Origin of the sequence: Kitasatospora sp. NPDC091276 (genome assembly GCF_040684355.1) — a bacterium.
Classification (GTDB): Bacteria; Actinomycetota; Actinomycetes; order Streptomycetales; family Streptomycetaceae; genus Kitasatospora.
The window spans coordinates 51,329-66,350 of the sequence record NZ_JBFBFU010000007.1 but is presented as its reverse complement, the minus strand read 5'-3'; the positions used below and the strand labels follow the sequence as shown (position 1 = coordinate 66,350).

Sequence of the window (15,022 nt, the reverse complement as noted above, 5' to 3'; positions counted from 1 at the left end):
CTGAGGCGCGACCTTGTGCGTCCGAAGTCGGCGAGCCCTAATTCCTACGCCCAAGACCCCTGCACAGCACCGTCGCCGCTTCGGCGGGGCCGAAGCGGCGACGGGAGCAACCGAACTGGAGGAGGGGTGGGGGACGCGCGGGGGCTCAGGGGCGGAGGAGGTGTTCGGCGAGGTCGACGGCTTCGCGGACGGGGACGAGGCGGCAGTCGGTGGTACCGAGGTGGATGGTGGTGATGCCGGTGGCGGCGGCGAGGACCTGGGTGCCGAGGTCGGCGAAGTGGAGGTCGTCGAGCTCGGGGGCCCGGAAGGTGAGCCAGCCGTCGGGGCCGACGCAGCGGTACTCGCGCAGGGGGACGTCGGGCATGCGCTGGTCGGCGAGGTGGAAGGCGGTGAAGCGGGCCATCGGGACGCCGAGCATCAGCACCCTGGCGTCGAGGTCGTAGAGGCGCCCGAGCGGGGACTCGGGGCCGAGGTGGGAGGTGAGGGGGTGGTGGGCGGTGATCTCGCGGGCGTGCCGGCCGAGGGCCGTCCAGGAGGTCTGGGGGTGGCGGCTGCGCAGGGCGCCGGGGCGGGTGCGGATCTCCTCGGAGAGGGCGCCCATGGTCGGCGAGCAGGGGGTGTTCGCCGGGTCGAACCGCGGCATCCGGGCCCGGTAGGCGGCGGTCTCGGCCGGGGTGAGGCCGGCGGTGGCGGTCTGGTGGATGCGCGAGGTGGCGGAGTTCTCGGGGGTGGCGGTGTAGGCGACCAGGGTGCCGCCGGGGCCGAGGACGTGGAGCAGCGCGTCGGCGACGGTGGCGGCGCCGCCGTCCACCGGGCCGAGGGCGCGCAGGGAGGCCTCGACGTGCACCACCATGCCCGGGCGGACGCCGAGTTGGGCGAACCCGGCGACCAGGCCCCCCGCGGTGAGGGCGGTATCGGTGAGGGCGGTGCCGGTGAGAGCAGTGACGGTGCGCATGGCCGCTCCTCTGGGTCAGACCTCGGCGTGGCGGGCGTGACCGCGCTCGTGGCCGCGCTCGTGGCGGGCCCGTTCGGCGGCCCGTTCGGCGGCGGCGGGCAACGGCACGGCGAGCCACGGAGCGACGCTCTCACGCATGCCGTCGGCGAAGCGCAAGCCGAGCGCCGTGAGGGCGCCGGATCCGGCCAGCCGGTCGACGGCTTCGGAGGTGTACCGGCGCCAGAGCGCGAACTGGGTGCGCGCCCGGTCGGCGGCCTCGCCCGGCAGCCCGTCGTAGGCAAGCGCGCGGGTGCCCCAGTACTCGGTGACGGCGAGGTGCGCGTAGGTGCCCTGGAGCAGGCCTTCGAGCGGGCGCGGGTCGGGCCGCCAGGGCGCGAGGTACAGCTGGTCGTCGGCCGGGTCGTGGAGGTCGAACAGGTCGAGTACGGCGCCGAGTTTGACGTGCTGGAACTCGTGCGCGAGCAGCAGTGCGAGCGTCGGCGCGGTCGCGGGCCGGGCGATGCCGACCGCGCCGTGGGCCTGCCGGGCGGCCGAGCTGACGTCCCGCCCGGCGGGGCCCGGCCGTAGCGGGGTGATGGTGGTGAGGCCGGCCCGGAGGCCTTCCGCGTACGCGGGCAGGTCGTGCCCGAGCAGTTCCCAGGCTTCGCGCAACGCGCCCGTCCAGTCGAGCAGTTCGCCGTCGGAGAGCCGGCCGGCCACGGCGTGGTCGTGGCTGTCGCGCAGCGGGTCGACGTCCTCCAGGGTGACCGTCCACCCCCCGGCCAGCCGGACCCGCCGCAGCGGCTCGTCCAGGGCGGCGGACACCGATCCGTCGGACGCCCGCACGCTGAACCCGTCGGCCAGGCCGGTGACGACCGCCTCCCCGTCCGGGGCGGCGGTCCGCCCGAGGGTCGGCAGGTGCAGCCACCCGCCGCGCACCGGCACCGCGACCGCGTCCCCCCGCCCGGCGCGGACGGCGGCGGCGGCGGCCAGCTCGGCCAGCGGGCCGAGCCCGACGGTGAGGTCCCCGGCGAGCCGGCGGGCGGCCCAGGCGCGGGCGTACGGGTGGGCGAGGACGGTGTCGACGGCGGCGGGTGCGCTCGCGTCGAGTTCGGACAGCAGGGCCCAGGCCGCCGATCCGGGCTGCCCGGAGGCGTCCCAGGCGGCGGCCAGCATGGCCCGGGTGAGGGCGAGTTGGGCGCGGGACAGGGCCCGTACGGTGTCCTGGTCCCCGTACCCGCGGGCGAGCTGGTCGAGCTGCCGCTCGGTGAGGGTGGCCGGCACCACCGGCTCCCCGGCCTGGGCGGGTACGGAAGGACCCGCCGCGACAGCAGACCCGGCAACGGAAGCGGCGGCGGAACCGGCAACGGAACCGGCGGCGGAACCGGCGGCTTCGCCGGCGAGTTCGTTGATGAGCTTCATGAGGTCACCGCAGTAGACGGAGGGATTGTCGAAGCCCGTGTCGGCCCGGTACCGGTGGGCGTACAGGCCGCCGCCGCAGCTGCGGACGACCGGGCAGGCCCGGCAGGCGGCGCTCAGCCCGGCCAGCCCCGACTGGCGGGCGGTCATGCCGGGGTGCAGCGCGACCTGGTCGAGGCTGTGCGTGAAGACGTCGTACCCCGTCTCCGGCGCGCCGTCGTAGGCGGTCTTGAGGCTGTCGGCCTGTTCGAAGGTGCCGTCCGTCTCCAGGACGACGAGGTCGGAGGGTTCCAGGCCGAGCGATTCGGTGAGGCTGGAGAGCCCGTGCAACGTCCGGTGGACGGATTCGAAGGTGCGGACGGCGAACGGGCGGCCGTCGGCGTCCCATCTCCGGTACACGGCCAACAGCCAGTCCGCGTACGGCGTTCGCGCGCCGTCGGCGGCCGGTTTCGGCCGGTCCTCCCAGGTGGCGTGCGGCAGCAGGAAGTCGACGGCGGGGGGGTCGAGTTCGGCCAGGGCGCGGTAGACGGCGTCCGGGTCGTTCTCGATGTCGACGGTGCAGAGCAGCCCGGCGTAGAGGTGCCGGTAGGCGGGCCGGCGCAGCCGCTCGACCGCCCGCAGGACGTGCGGGTGGCTGCTGCGGCCGTCGGCGAAGCGGCGGTGGCGGTCGTTGGCGGCGCGGTCGCCGTCGAGCGAGACGCCGACCCTCATGCCGACCTCGGCGAAGAGTTCGCAGTAGGCGTCGTCCAGTTGGACGCCGTTGGTGTGGATGCGCAGGTCGAGTGCGCAGCCGGGCGGCAGGGCCGCCCGGAGCGCCTTGGCCGCGTGGCGTAACCGGTCCGGGCCGGCGAGCAGGGGTTCTCCCCCGTGCAGGACGACCCGGACGGCGGGCAGCCGGTGTGCGGCCGCGTGGTCGCCGATCCGCTCGGCGATCTTGCTCAGGACTTCGTCACCGATGACCTTGGGGCGTCGACGCCAACTGGTGTCGGCGTGCTCGTACACGTAGCAGTGATCGCAGGCGAGATCACACCGGCTGTGCACTTTCACGACGAATTGGGTGAAAGGCAGCGGAGTTGGCGTCATGGTCGATCGGATTCAGCCGGAGCCGATGGTCAGTCGGCCGATCAGATGGAGGAGTTGAAGGCCGCGACCGGCACCGCACCCGCACCGGTGTCGGGCAGGGCTCGTCGGATCCTGGTGGAGAGCTCCTCGGCGCCGAGCTGGGCGAGGTCGGCCAGTGAAGGCCGGGTTTCGCCCTGAGGCTCCGTCAGTTCAGTGCGGGGCATGGTGTCCAGTGCGGGTGTCATGTTCGATTCTCTTCCACGATGGGGGTTAGAGAGAAGCAGGGCCGGGTATATAGGTCGGCCTAGTCGACCAGGGTACTGCCAGCACGTGGGCTGCGCCGTGCTCTTGCGCGCCCCTAACAGCCCACTACCCCCTTCACGCAGCGAAGTCTCGCCAAAAGTTCACCCACTCGGCGGTCGCGTGAAGGCACCTGACCGGCGCACAGGGGACCGGCGTCGCGCCGCCGAACCCACCCCGGCGTCACCCCTCCGCCGACGTACGGCTGCCGCCCCGGCCCGACCCGCTCCCCCGGCGCTCGTGCCCCATCCGAACCACCGGTCGGCGAAGGCCGGTTGGCGCGATTCGACAGCGCCCCGCACTCCCCCGCCACCGCACGACGGCCAGCCCGACGGCCAGCCCGACGGCGGACCCGACGAGCCCGACGAGCCCGACGGCGGACCCACCGACGGACGCGCCAGTATTCGAACGCCTCGCAGACCCGCCCGCTACGGGCAGAGCCGCTCCACCCGCCACCCGCCCGCTCCGGCCGGATCGGCGAGGTAGCGCAGCCGGTCGTGCAGCCGGTTCTCCCGCCCCTGCCAGAACTCCACGCTCTCCGGGATCACCCGGTACCCGCCCCAGAACGGCGGCACGGGCACGCCCTCGCCCTCCGGGTAGCGGCGCTCCAGTTCGGCGTAGCGCTGTTCGAGGACGTCGCGCCCGCCGACCGGACTGGACTGCTCGCTGGCCCAGGCGCCGAGCTGCGAACCGTGCGGCCGGGTGCGGAAGTAGGCGGCGGTCTCGTCCCGGCCGACCTTCTCCACCCGCCCCTGGACGATCACCTGGCGGGCCAGCGCGATCCACGGGAACAGCAGCGCGGCGTACGGGTTGGCGGCGAGCTCGGAGCCCTTGCGGGAGCCGTAGTTGGTGAAGAAGACGAAGCCGCGCGCGTCGTAGCCCTTGAGCAGGACGGTGCGCGAGCTGGGCCGCCCCTGGGCGTCGGCGGTGGAGAGCACCATCGCGTTGGGCTCGACCACCCCGGCGTCGTCCGCCTCGTGGAACCAGCGGGTGAACTGGGCGATCGGCTCGGGCGCGAGCTGTTCCTCGACCAGGCCCTCGTGGGTGTAGTGCTTGCGCATCACGGTGAGGTCCGGTCCGGGCCGGGCATCGTCGGCCAGGATCCGGGTGGCGGGGCTCAGGGGCGTCGACTGGGCGCGTTCCGGGGTCTGCACGTCAACATCATCCCGTACGACAAGCAACCGGCACCGCTACCTCCGGACAAACCCCGGTGGGAGATAAGGTGTCCCGCCACCGCTCGACCGCCCCCCGTACGGTGAATTGTCCCGAACCAGGCGTTTGGTTCCGGAGATTCCCGGGCACGACCGACCCTCGGCGGAAAAGTCAAGCGGGCCCAAGCGCAACATCACCATGGTGGTGTATGGCGCAATGCACCCGGTGCCTGTCACTCTGGCACCGAGTGCCAACCACCATTCGGTCACTGGCGCGCCGCCCCACCACGGCGCAGCGCCGATCGCAGAACTGAAGGAGCCGTCGTATGTCCGACTTCGTACCCGGGCTTGAGGGAGTCGTCGCGTTCGAGAGCGAGATCGCCGAACCCGACCGTGAAGGCGGCGCGCTGCGGTACCGCGGTGTCGACATCGACGACCTGGTGGGCCACGTCTCCTTCGGCCACGTCTGGGGCCTGCTGGTGGACGGCAAGTTCAACCCCGGCCTGCCGGCCGCCGAGCCGTTCCCGATCCCGGTGCACTCCGGTGACATCCGGGTCGACGTGCAGTCCGCGCTCGCCATGCTCGCCCCGGTCTGGGGCCTCAAGCCGCTGCTCGACATCTCCGCCGAGCAGGCCCGCGACGACCTCGCCCGCGCCGCCGTGATGGCGCTGTCCTACGTGGCCCAGTCGGCCCGCGGCCAGGGCCTGCCGATGGTCCCGCAGAGCGAGATCGACAAGGCCGAGACGGTCGTCGAGCGGTTCATGATCCGCTGGCGCGGCGAGCCGGACCCGAAGCACGTCAAGGCCATCGACGCCTACTGGACCTCCGCCGCCGAGCACGGCATGAACGCCTCCACCTTCACCGCCCGCGTCATCGCCTCCACCGGCGCCGACGTGGCGGCCGCGCTCTCCGGCGCGGTCGGCGCGATGTCCGGCCCGCTGCACGGCGGTGCGCCGTCCCGCGTGCTCGGCATGATCGAGGAGATCGAGCGCACCGGCGACGCCACCACCTGGGTCAAGAACGCGCTGGACCGCGGCGAGCGCCTGATGGGCTTCGGCCACCGCGTCTACCGCGCCGAGGACCCGCGCGCCCGCGTGCTGCGCCGCACCGCCAAGGAGCTCGGCGCCCCGCGCTTCGAGGTCGCCGAGGCGCTGGAGAAGGCCGCGCTGGAGGAGCTGCACAACCGCCGCCCCGACCGCGTGCTGGCCACCAACGTCGAGTTCTGGGCCGCGATCATGCTGGACTTCGCCGAGGTGCCGGCGCACATGTTCACCTCGATGTTCACCTGTGCGCGCACCGCGGGCTGGTCGGCGCACATCCTGGAGCAGAAGCGCACCGGCCGGCTCGTGCGCCCCGCCGCGCGCTACATCGGCCCCGGCCCGCGCCGCCCCGAGGAGATCGAGGGCTGGGACGCCATCGGCCACTGAGCCCGCCGAGCGCCCCCGAGCGCCCGCCGAACGCCCCGGGCGCCCCGCGTCCGCACCACCCCTGAGCAGCGGGTCCGACCTCCGTCGGGCCCGCTGTTTCCGCAGCTGGGAGCCGTGAAGATCACAGTCTCAGCGGGCGGACGACCGTACCCCGGGCGGCTCCCCGGCCGGTAGGCTGCGCGCGTGGCTCAGATCCAGATCCCCGCTGACATCAAGCCCGCAGACGGCCGTTTCGGCTGCGGACCGTCCAAGGTGCGCCCCGAGGCCCTGAGTGCCCTCGCCGCCACCCAGACCTCCCTGCTCGGCACCTCGCACCGCCAGGCCCCGGTCAAGAACCTGGTCAAGCGCGTACGCGAGGGCGTGAGCAGCCTCTTCTCGCTCCCCGAGGGCTACCAGGTCGTCCTCGGCAACGGCGGCTCCACCGCCTTCTGGGACATCGCCGCGTTCGGCCTGGTGCGGGAGAAGTCCCAGCACCTGGACTTCGGCGAGTTCTCCTCCAAGTTCGCCTCCTCGGTCAAGGCCGCGCCGTGGCTCGCCGAGCCGAGCGTCATCAAGACCGCCCCGGGCACCCACCCGCTGCCGGTCGCCGAGGCCGGCGTCGACGTCTACGGGCTCACCCACAACGAGACCTCGACCGGCGTCGCGATGCCGATCAAGCGCCCGGTGGGCGCGGACGAGGGCTCGCTGGTCCTGGTGGACGCCACCTCGGGCGCCGGCGGCCTGCCGGTGGACATCACCGAGACCGACGTCTACTACTTCGCCCCGCAGAAGTCCTTCGCCTCCGAGGGCGGCCTGTGGCTGGCCGCGTTCTCCCCGGCCGCCCTGGAGCGCGCCGCCGAGATCGCCGGCTCCGGCCGGTACATCCCGCCGTTCTTCGACCTGCCGACGGCCATCGACAACTCGTCGAAGGACCAGACGTACAACACCCCGGCGATCTCCACCCTGTTCCTGCTGGCCGACCAGCTGGAATGGCTGAACGGCAACGGCGGGCTCGACTGGGCCGTCGCCCGTACGGCTGATTCCTCGTCCCGGCTGTACGCGTGGGCCGAGAAGTCCTCCTACGCCAGCCCGTTCGTGGCGAACCCGGCCGAGCGCTCCCAGGTGGTCGGCACCATCGACTTCGACGAGTCGGTGGACGCCGCCGCCGTCGCCAAGGCACTGCGTGCCAACGGCATCGTGGACACCGAGCCGTACCGCAAGCTGGGCCGCAACCAGCTGCGCGTCGCGATGTTCCCGGCGATCGACCCGGCGGACGTCGAGGCGCTCACCCACTGCATCGACTACGTGGTCGAGCAGCTCTGAGCGATCCCGTGCACGGCTGAGGGCCACCGCCTCCGGGCGGTGGCCCTCAGCCGTTGCGGCGGGGGCGACCCGCCGGGCCGGGTAGGCGTGCCCGCCGGCCCGGCTACCCGCCGACCATCGAGCTGATCAGCACGACGACCAGCAGCAGCACCAGGGTGCCGGTCACGATACGCATACGAGTCTTGGGATCCACGGTCAACGAGCGTACCTCCGGACCACCCGCCGACGGAGCGGAGCCCCGGGCCCAACGGCCACCCCGGGCTCAACGGCCGCCCCGGACCCAACCCCCGCCCCGGACCCGGGCGCGCCCCGGCTCAGCTCCAGTCGGCGAGCGGCCAGGCGCGCAGCGAGGAGTAGTGGGCGAAGCCGCCGTCCAGGTCGCTCTGCATCAGGTGCAGCTCGGCGGCCTCCCACTCGGGCCCCCGGTAGTCGGCCAGCGCGGCCGCCAGGGTGTCCAGCTCGGCCGCCGCGAGCCGCTGGACGGCCCGCCGGTGGCCGCGCGAGGAACCGGCCCGGGCGAGGGTGAGGTGCGGGTGGAAGGTGAAGGCGTCGACCTCCCCGGTCACCCCGGCGGCGGCCTCGGACACGGCCTCGGCGAGCCTGCGCAGCGCCCAGGTCTGCCCCTCCACCCCGGCCCAGAGCACCCGGTCGCCGAACCGCCCGGCGCCGGACAGCCGCAGCCGGTGCACCGGATGCACCTCGGCGACGGCGGCCAGGCCCGCCTCCAGCTCCGGCAGTTCCTCGGCCGGCACCTCGCCGAGGAAGGCCAGGGTCAGGTGCCAGCCCTCGACGGTGGTCCAGCGCAGCCGGTCCGCCCCGGGCAGCCCGCGCACCGGCGCCACCGCGTCCGACAGCCCCTGGAGCACGTTGACCGGCGGCAGGACCGCCACGAAGAGCCTCATGGGAACATCTTCCCGCGCGAGGCCGTTTGGGCTAGAACTTTTCGTATGAAGATCCGCACCGGGGGACCGGACGACATTCCCGACATCCTCGCCCTGCTCGACAGCGCCGTGGGCTGGCTGGCCGGCCAGGGCCGCACCGGCCAGTGGGGGGACCAGCCCTTCAGCACCATCCCGGCCCGGGTCGAGCAGGTCGCCGGGTTCGCCGCCGAACCGTTCCTGATCCGCCTCGCCGAGGACGACGAGGGCCGCGCCATCGGCTGCTGCGTGCTGTCCGAGCAGCGGGGGAAGTACATCCCCCCGGTGGACGAGCCCGAGCTGTTCGTCCGCATCCTGGTCACCGACCGCAGCCGCAAGGGCTCGGGGATCGGCGCCGCGCTGATCGCCGACGCGGTCGAGGAGACCCGCCGGCGCGGCCTCGGCCTGCTGCGGGTGGACTGCTACGCGGGCGCCGACCGCAGGCTGGTCGGCCAGTACCGGGCACTCGGGTTCACCGAGACCGAGTCCTTCGAGGTCGAGCAGCCGGACGGCGTCTGGCCCGGTCAGGTCCTCGCGATCCGGCTCTGACCCTCGCCCCTGCACCGAAGCCCCTCGACCCTGCGCCGAAGCCCCGGGGCGGACCACCACCCCGGGGCATGACGCCTCGTCAGCAGGCGGGCGCCAGCTCCGACTTGTTGGCGGTGATGGTCCGCGGCACGAAGGCCACCACCCGGCCGCCCCGGCCGGGGTGCAGGTCGAACCGCACCCGCAGGTCCGCGCTGCGGGCCAGCACCAGGCCCACCACGCCGGCCGCCAGCGCGGACACCAGCCCGCAGGCCAGCAGGCCGAGCCGGGGCCCGTACGAGGCGGTCACCCAGCCGACGATCGGGGCGCCGATCGGCGTGCCGCCGGTGAAGACCAGCACCAGCAGGCCCATCACGCGACCGCGCATCGCGGGGTCGGTGGCCAGCTGCAGCGTGGAGTTGACGGAGGTGTTGAAGCTGAGTCCGAACACCCCGATCAGCGTCAACAGCACCGCGAAGGTCCAGTAGTCGGGCGCGAACGCGGCCACCACCTCCAGCGAGCCGAAGGCCAGCGCCGCCGCCACCAGCCGGCGCAGCCTGGGCACGCCCCGGCGGGCGGCGAGCAGCGCGCCGGCCAGCGAGCCGACCGCCATCGCGGTGTTCAGCAGGCCGTACTGGCCGGCGCCGACCTTGAAGGTGTCGTAGGCGAAGCCGGAGAGCAGCGTCGGGAAGTTGAAGCCGAAGGTGCCGATGAACCCGGCCAGGACCATCGGCCAGAGCAGTTCGGGCCGCTCCTTGACGTAGCGCAGGCCCTCCCGCAGCTGGCCCTTCTCGCGGGCGATCGGCTCGGTCGGGCGCAGTTCGCTCTCCCGCATGGCGAGCAGCCCGCCGATCACGGCGGCGAAGGACAGCGCGTTGACGGCGAACGCCCAGCCACTGCCGACCACGGCGATCAGCAGGCCCGCGACGGCGGGGCCGACCAGCCGGGCGGTCTGGAAGTTGGCGGCGTTCAGGCTGACCGCGTTGGCGAGGTCCTTGGGCCCGACCATCTCGGACACGAAGGCCTGCCGGGTCGGGTTGTCGACCACGGTGACCAGGCCGAGCAGCAGCGCGAAGGCGTACACGTAGTACGGCGTCACGACGCCGCCGATGGTCAGGACGGCCAGGCCGGCGGCCAGCAGGCCCATGGCGCCCTGGGTGTAGATCAGCAGCCGGCGCTTGGGCATCCGGTCGGCGAGCACGCCGCCGAACAGGCCGAGCAGCAGCATCGGCAGGAACTGCATGGCGGTGGTGATGCCGACCGCGAGGGGGCTGCCGGTGAGGCTGAGGACCAGCCAGTCCTGGGCGATCCGCTGCATCCAGGTGCCGGTGTTGGACACCACCTGGCCGGCGAAGTAGTAGCGGTAGTTGCGAACGCGAAGGGAGGAGAACATCCCCCCGGGCCTCGTGAAGCGGGCACCTGTGGGAGACGTGGACGCGTGGGTGCGTCCGGGAGCGGCGGGGTCGTCCGCCGCGGTGCGTTCGTCGGGGTCGTCGTCGCCGCTGCCGGGCAGCCCCGCGGGGGCGGGCGCCTGGAGGTCGGCGGCCGCGGCGCCTGCCGCGGCGGGGTCGGTGGTCTGGTCGTCGGTGCGGATGGCGGCGGCGCTGGCTGCGGCCGGCGGTGTCACGGTGGTCTCCCCTCGCGGCGCGGCGGCCCGAACTGCGGCCGTCGCGCTCCTGGTTTCGGTGGTCGGTCCTGCGGTGATGCGGTGCTCCTTCTTCTCCCGGCCGGCGGGCCGGGGTCGGCGTGCCTAGAGGTGTGCGAGCTTGTAGAGCACGGGCGCGGCCTCCCGGAGGACGGCCCACTCCTCCTCGTCGAGCCCCTCGGCGAGCTCGGCGAGCCAGACGTTGCGGCGACGGCGGCTCTCGGCGAGGATCGCCTCGGCCTGCTCGGTGCTGCTGACGACGACCTGGCGGCGGTCCTCGGGGTGCGGCTCGCGCCGCACCAGCCCCTTCTCCTCCAGCATCGCGACGATCCTGGTCATGGAGGGCGGCTGCACGTGCTCCTTCCGGGCGAGCTCACCCGGTGTCGCCTTTCCGCATCTGGCGAGGGTGCCGAGCACCCCCATCTCGGTGGGGCTCAGCGACTCCTCGACCCGCTGGTGTTTGAGTCGACGGGAGAGGCGCATCGTGGACGATCGCAGCTGATTGATCGCTGCGAGGTCCTGCTCGGACATCTCGGGCATGTTCTTTAGCTTACGTCATTACTCTCGCTAAGGAAAATGCGTTCCCATTCCACCCCGCCGGCCCCGTCCGTTCACCGCGCGCCGGAAGATCGGCCCGGTGCGATGCTGGTGCTGGGTCTCGAATGATCTCGACTGGAAGGGCCGACCAGACATGTCCGACCTCGCCGCCGACCCCGCCTCCGGCCTCACCTCCGGCCTCGCCGCCGGGCCGGGCGACACCGGCTTCGCCCGCCTCGCCATGGTCACCATCGACTGCGCCGACCCGATCGCGCTGGCCGGGTTCTACGGCGAGCTGCTGGGCTGGGAGAGCCGCCACCTGGACGAGCAGTTCGCGATCCTGGACAACCCGGAGGGCGGCAGCCCGCTGGGCTTCGGCCGGGTCTCGGGCTACCGGCCGGAGCCGTGGACGGAGCCGGACGGCGGCAAGCACTTCCACCTGGACTTCTACGTGGACGACCTGGACGAGGCGATCGCGAAGGCGCTCGCGCTCGGCGCGACCGAGCCGACGTACCAGCACGGCCGGACGCTCAAGGTGCTGATCGACCCGGCCGGCCACCCGTTCGGGCTAGCCCCGCTGGAGTGACCAACCCGGAGTAACGAACCCGGAGTAACGGACGAACCGCCCGGCGGCCGTGCGCAGGCGGTGTCAGGAGTTGGTGCCAAGATCATGCAGACCGCGTAAAGGTCCATCCTGACCAGGGACTTCACGAAAAGCGCGAACCTTGTGCGACCGTCCGGTAGTGGTTACTGTCCCCCGTTGTCAGGGGCACCACACGCCAGGTCTCCCTTCGGCGGCGCCGTTCCCGCGCCCGTTGCCGCGTCCCCTCCCGACCACCCGTGTCCGCCCGAGGCCTGGCGCCCTTCCTCCCCCGCATCCGTCCTGGGAGCTCTCTTGGGTGAGATCCATCATGCCGACCACGGCTGGGTGACACCGGCGGTCTCGTACTTCGTCGCCTGCCTCGGCGCCTTCGTCGCCCTGCGCAGCGCCCGCTGGGCACTCGTCTCGCAGGGCCGCACCCGGGTGCTCTGGCTGCTCTTCGCCTCGACCTCGCTCGGCGCCGGGATCTGGTCCATGCACTTCATCGCGATGCTCGGCTTCTCCGTCACCGGGGTCGACATCAGCTACCGGCCCGGACTGACCGTGCTCAGCCTGCTGGTCGCCATCGCCGTCGTCGGCATCGGCCTGTTCACCGTCGGGTACAGCCGCCGGCCCGTCCTGTCCCTGCTGGCCGGCGGGCTGACCACCGGCCTCGGGGTCGCGGCGATGCACTACCTCGGAATGGCCGCGATGGTCCTGCCCGGCCACCTCGGCTACGACCGGCTCACGGTCGGACTGTCCGTCGCCATCGCCGTGTTCGCGGCCACGGCCGCGCTGTGGGCCACCCTGAACATCCGCGGCACGCTCGCCGTCCTGGCGGCCGCGCCGGTCATGGGCGTGGCGGTGTGCGCGATGCACTACACCGGCATGGCGGCGCTCTCGGTGCGGCTCGACTTCTCGCACTCCACCCAGGGCGGAGTGATGGCGCTGCAGTTCATCTTCCCGCTCGGGGTCGGGCTCGGCTGCTACGTCTTCTTCGGCTCGCTGGCCTTCGCGGTCTCGCCGAGCCGCGGCACCACGCAGCCGCTCCTGCTCGGCCCGGCGGCCCCACTGGTCCCGCTGGTCCCGCGCCGGCCGCGACGGCGGGACGAGGCCGGCGCCAGGCGCTGAGCCGGGCGGGCCCCACCCCCCAAGCCCCGAGGGCGTCCGACCGGGTCCCCCACCCCGGCCGGGCGCCCTCGGCTCACTTTCGGCGACCGCCCCCGACTCGATCCGGCGGGCGTCGCCGCCTCACTCCGGCCGAAACCGCCCGCTCACTCCGGCCGCCCCAGCAGCCCGGTCAGGTGCGCGGGCGTGGCCACCGGGCAGACCTTGTGCACGAAGTCCCGCCGCAGCGCGTGGTAGGGCTCGCCCGCCCGGTAGAAGTTGGCGTGCATCCGCCGCAGTTCCTCCGCCCGGTACTCGGCCAGCGGCTTCGCCTCCTCGTCGGCGGACCGGCGGCGCTTCTTGTCGACCAGCCGCCCGGTGAGTTCGGGCGAGGCTCCGAGCGCGGCGGCCTCCCGGACCACCCAGCGCCGGAAGGCGGCCGCGTCCCCGCCGCAGGTGCGGTCCACCAGGCCGATCCGGCGGGCGTGTTCGGCGCCGACCGGCAGCGCCTCGGTGGTCAGCCGCGCGGCCTGCTCGTCGCCGACCCGGCGCGGCAGGGTGTACGTCCAGTACTCGGAGCCGTAGAGGCCCATCAGCCGGTAGTGCGGGTTGAGCACCGCCGACTCCCGGCACCACACCTCGTCGGCGGCGAGGGCCGCCATCAGGCCGCCGGCCGCCGCGTTCCCGGCCAGGGCGGCGACGGTGAGCTTGTCGGTCGTGGTGAGGACCGCGTGGACCAGGTCGTCCATCGCGTTGATGTTCTCCCAGGACTCCAGCGCCGGGAACGCCGCACCCTCGATGACGTTGAGGTGGATCCCGTTGGAGTAGAAGTCCCGGGGCGCCCCGAGCACCAGCACCGAGGTGGGCCGGTCGGCGGCCTCGCGGTAGGCGGCGAGCAGCCGGCGGCACTGCCCGGTGCTCATCGCCCCGCCCGCGTAGGCGAATTCGAGGTAGCCGACGTCACCCTCCTCGCGGTAGCGCAGCTCCGACCAGGTGTCGCGGCGGGCCGCCGAGGTCGGCGTCACCGGGACTTCGCGGACCCGGTGCAGCCGGCCGGCGAGCACCGTCGCGGCCGTCTGCTTGAAGGTGGCGGGCCCGCCCGGGGTGCGGCGCGGGCGCAGCTGGGGGATCCAGACCGCGCCGTCCACGGTGGCACGGCAGATCGCGCCGTCGCGGGTGGCGAGCACGGCGCCGGGCACCGGGCCGCGCAGCTCGTCCTCGGGGTGGCCGCCGTGCAGGAAGTACTCGCGTCCGAACAGCTCGTCGAGCACGCCGGGTTGGGAGTCGGCGGCGCGGAGCTTGCGCAGCACGGTGGCGGTGTCGTCGGCGGCCCAGTCGATCCGGCGCGCGTCCTGCCGCAGCAGGGGCCGCAGCCTGCCGTGGACGTCCGGCCGGTCGTAGTCGAGCGGTTCGGGGGTGAACAGCCCGCCCTCGAAGCGCTGGACGGCGAGCAGGACGGCCTCGACGGCGGCGTCGGCGACCTCGCCCCGGTACAGCTCGCTCTTGCCGCAGCCGGTGACGGGGAACTCGACGGACGCCCAGATGTCACCGGCGTCCATCTCCTCGACGGCCTGGAGGACGGTCACGCCCCAGCGGTCCGCCCCCTCGGTGATCGCCCAGTCGAGCGAGGAGGGGCCGCGGTCGCCCTGGGGCCCGGGGTGCACGATCAGGACGGTCCGGGTGGACCAGATGTCCTGCGGGACGGCCTTGGTGAGCATCGGACAGATGATCAGCTCGGGGTCGGTGCGGTCCACCGCCGCCCTCATCGCCTCGTCGCCGAGGGCGAGTTGGACGGCGACCTGGTGGCCGCGCCCGCGCAGCTCGGTGTGGACGCGCTGGGTCAGGCTGTTGAACGCGCTGGCGATCAGGAGAATGCGCAAGAGGGCCTCCGGACAGGGACTGGGGTCGCGCGCAGGCGATGAAACCAGGGCATGGACACGTAATGATTACGTTCTACGCCTTCCCGCCCGACCCTCACGCACTCCGCACACCTGTGCCCTCGGCGTGGCGCCCGCTTCGCCGGATCTCCCCAGCCCGTCCCCGGAGTTGACGGCAGCGGCCGCTCGCCGGCATCGACCGCAGCGGCCGCCCCCCGGCGTTGACGGCCCCGATCGCT

The 15,022-nt window shown here is 73.3% G+C and carries 13 protein-coding genes; 5 read left to right on the top strand and 8 right to left on the bottom strand.

The window, feature by feature from the left end:
* Nucleotides 1-145: 145 nt before the first annotated feature.
* The 4 genes from AB0O19_RS11145 to pdxH all read right to left on the bottom strand — a co-directional run bounded on the left by AB0O19_RS11145 (nucleotide 146) and on the right by pdxH (nucleotide 4,776).
* On the bottom strand, nucleotides 146-955 hold the full coding sequence (locus tag AB0O19_RS11145) for an AAC(3) family N-acetyltransferase (protein WP_363619127.1): 810 nt from the start codon (nucleotides 953-955) through the stop codon (nucleotides 146-148).
* A gap of 15 nt (nucleotides 956-970) precedes the next feature.
* Nucleotides 971-3,436, bottom strand: a complete 2,466-nt coding sequence (locus tag AB0O19_RS11140; RefSeq protein ID WP_363619126.1) for an FxsB family cyclophane-forming radical SAM/SPASM peptide maturase — start codon at nucleotides 3,434-3,436, stop codon at nucleotides 971-973.
* Between the two features lie 41 nt (nucleotides 3,437-3,477).
* Nucleotides 3,478-3,660, bottom strand: coding sequence for an FxSxx-COOH cyclophane-containing RiPP peptide (gene fxsA, locus AB0O19_RS11135; RefSeq protein WP_350877535.1), 183 nt, complete (start codon nucleotides 3,658-3,660; stop codon nucleotides 3,478-3,480).
* A 483-nt stretch (nucleotides 3,661-4,143) separates the two neighbouring features.
* Complete coding sequence (gene pdxH, locus AB0O19_RS11130) at nucleotides 4,144-4,776, bottom strand: pyridoxamine 5'-phosphate oxidase (protein WP_363619242.1); 633 nt, start codon at nucleotides 4,774-4,776, stop codon at nucleotides 4,144-4,146.
* Between the two features lie 416 nt (nucleotides 4,777-5,192).
* Here pdxH and AB0O19_RS11125 point away from each other — a divergent pair, with 416 nt between their 5' ends.
* The gene (locus tag AB0O19_RS11125; protein WP_350877533.1) at nucleotides 5,193-6,293 is read left to right on the top strand and encodes a citrate synthase 2; all 1,101 of its coding nucleotides are present in this window, start codon (nucleotides 5,193-5,195) and stop codon (nucleotides 6,291-6,293) included.
* Between the two features lie 183 nt (nucleotides 6,294-6,476).
* Nucleotides 6,477-7,595, top strand: coding sequence for a phosphoserine transaminase (gene serC / locus AB0O19_RS11120; protein WP_063348193.1), 1,119 nt, complete (start codon nucleotides 6,477-6,479; stop codon nucleotides 7,593-7,595).
* A 314-nt stretch (nucleotides 7,596-7,909) separates the two neighbouring features.
* Here serC and thpR read toward each other — a convergent pair whose 3' ends face one another.
* Nucleotides 7,910-8,497, bottom strand: coding sequence for an RNA 2',3'-cyclic phosphodiesterase (gene thpR / locus AB0O19_RS11115; protein ID WP_363619125.1), 588 nt, complete (start codon nucleotides 8,495-8,497; stop codon nucleotides 7,910-7,912).
* A gap of 45 nt (nucleotides 8,498-8,542) precedes the next feature.
* Between thpR and AB0O19_RS11110 the strand changes: the two genes are divergently transcribed.
* Nucleotides 8,543-9,061, top strand: coding sequence for a GNAT family N-acetyltransferase (locus AB0O19_RS11110; protein WP_363619124.1), 519 nt, complete (start codon nucleotides 8,543-8,545; stop codon nucleotides 9,059-9,061).
* Nucleotides 9,062-9,140: 79 nt separating this feature from the next.
* Here AB0O19_RS11110 and AB0O19_RS11105 read toward each other — a convergent pair whose 3' ends face one another.
* Both AB0O19_RS11105 and AB0O19_RS11100 read right to left on the bottom strand, forming a co-directional pair.
* On the bottom strand, nucleotides 9,141-10,430 hold the full coding sequence (locus tag AB0O19_RS11105) for an MFS transporter (protein ID WP_363619241.1): 1,290 nt from the start codon (nucleotides 10,428-10,430) through the stop codon (nucleotides 9,141-9,143).
* Between the two features lie 357 nt (nucleotides 10,431-10,787).
* Entirely contained in the window at nucleotides 10,788-11,222 is a 435-nt protein-coding gene (locus tag AB0O19_RS11100; RefSeq protein ID WP_063348195.1) for a MarR family transcriptional regulator, read from the bottom strand.
* Nucleotides 11,223-11,373: 151 nt separating this feature from the next.
* On the opposite strand from AB0O19_RS11100, the gene AB0O19_RS11095 reads away from it, so the two are divergent.
* Together AB0O19_RS11095 and AB0O19_RS11090 are read left to right on the top strand one after the other, a co-directional pair.
* Nucleotides 11,374-11,805 (top strand): VOC family protein, encoded by a 432-nt coding sequence (locus tag AB0O19_RS11095; RefSeq protein ID WP_363619123.1) that lies wholly within the window; start codon nucleotides 11,374-11,376, stop codon nucleotides 11,803-11,805.
* A gap of 309 nt (nucleotides 11,806-12,114) precedes the next feature.
* The gene (locus tag AB0O19_RS11090) at nucleotides 12,115-12,930 is read left to right on the top strand and encodes an MHYT domain-containing protein (protein WP_363619122.1); all 816 of its coding nucleotides are present in this window, start codon (nucleotides 12,115-12,117) and stop codon (nucleotides 12,928-12,930) included.
* Nucleotides 12,931-13,073: 143 nt separating this feature from the next.
* On the opposite strand, the gene AB0O19_RS11085 is transcribed toward AB0O19_RS11090, so the two are convergent.
* Nucleotides 13,074-14,786 (bottom strand): hydrogenase maturation protein, encoded by a 1,713-nt coding sequence (locus tag AB0O19_RS11085; protein WP_363619121.1) that lies wholly within the window; start codon nucleotides 14,784-14,786, stop codon nucleotides 13,074-13,076.
* Nucleotides 14,787-15,022: the final 236 nt, after the last annotated feature.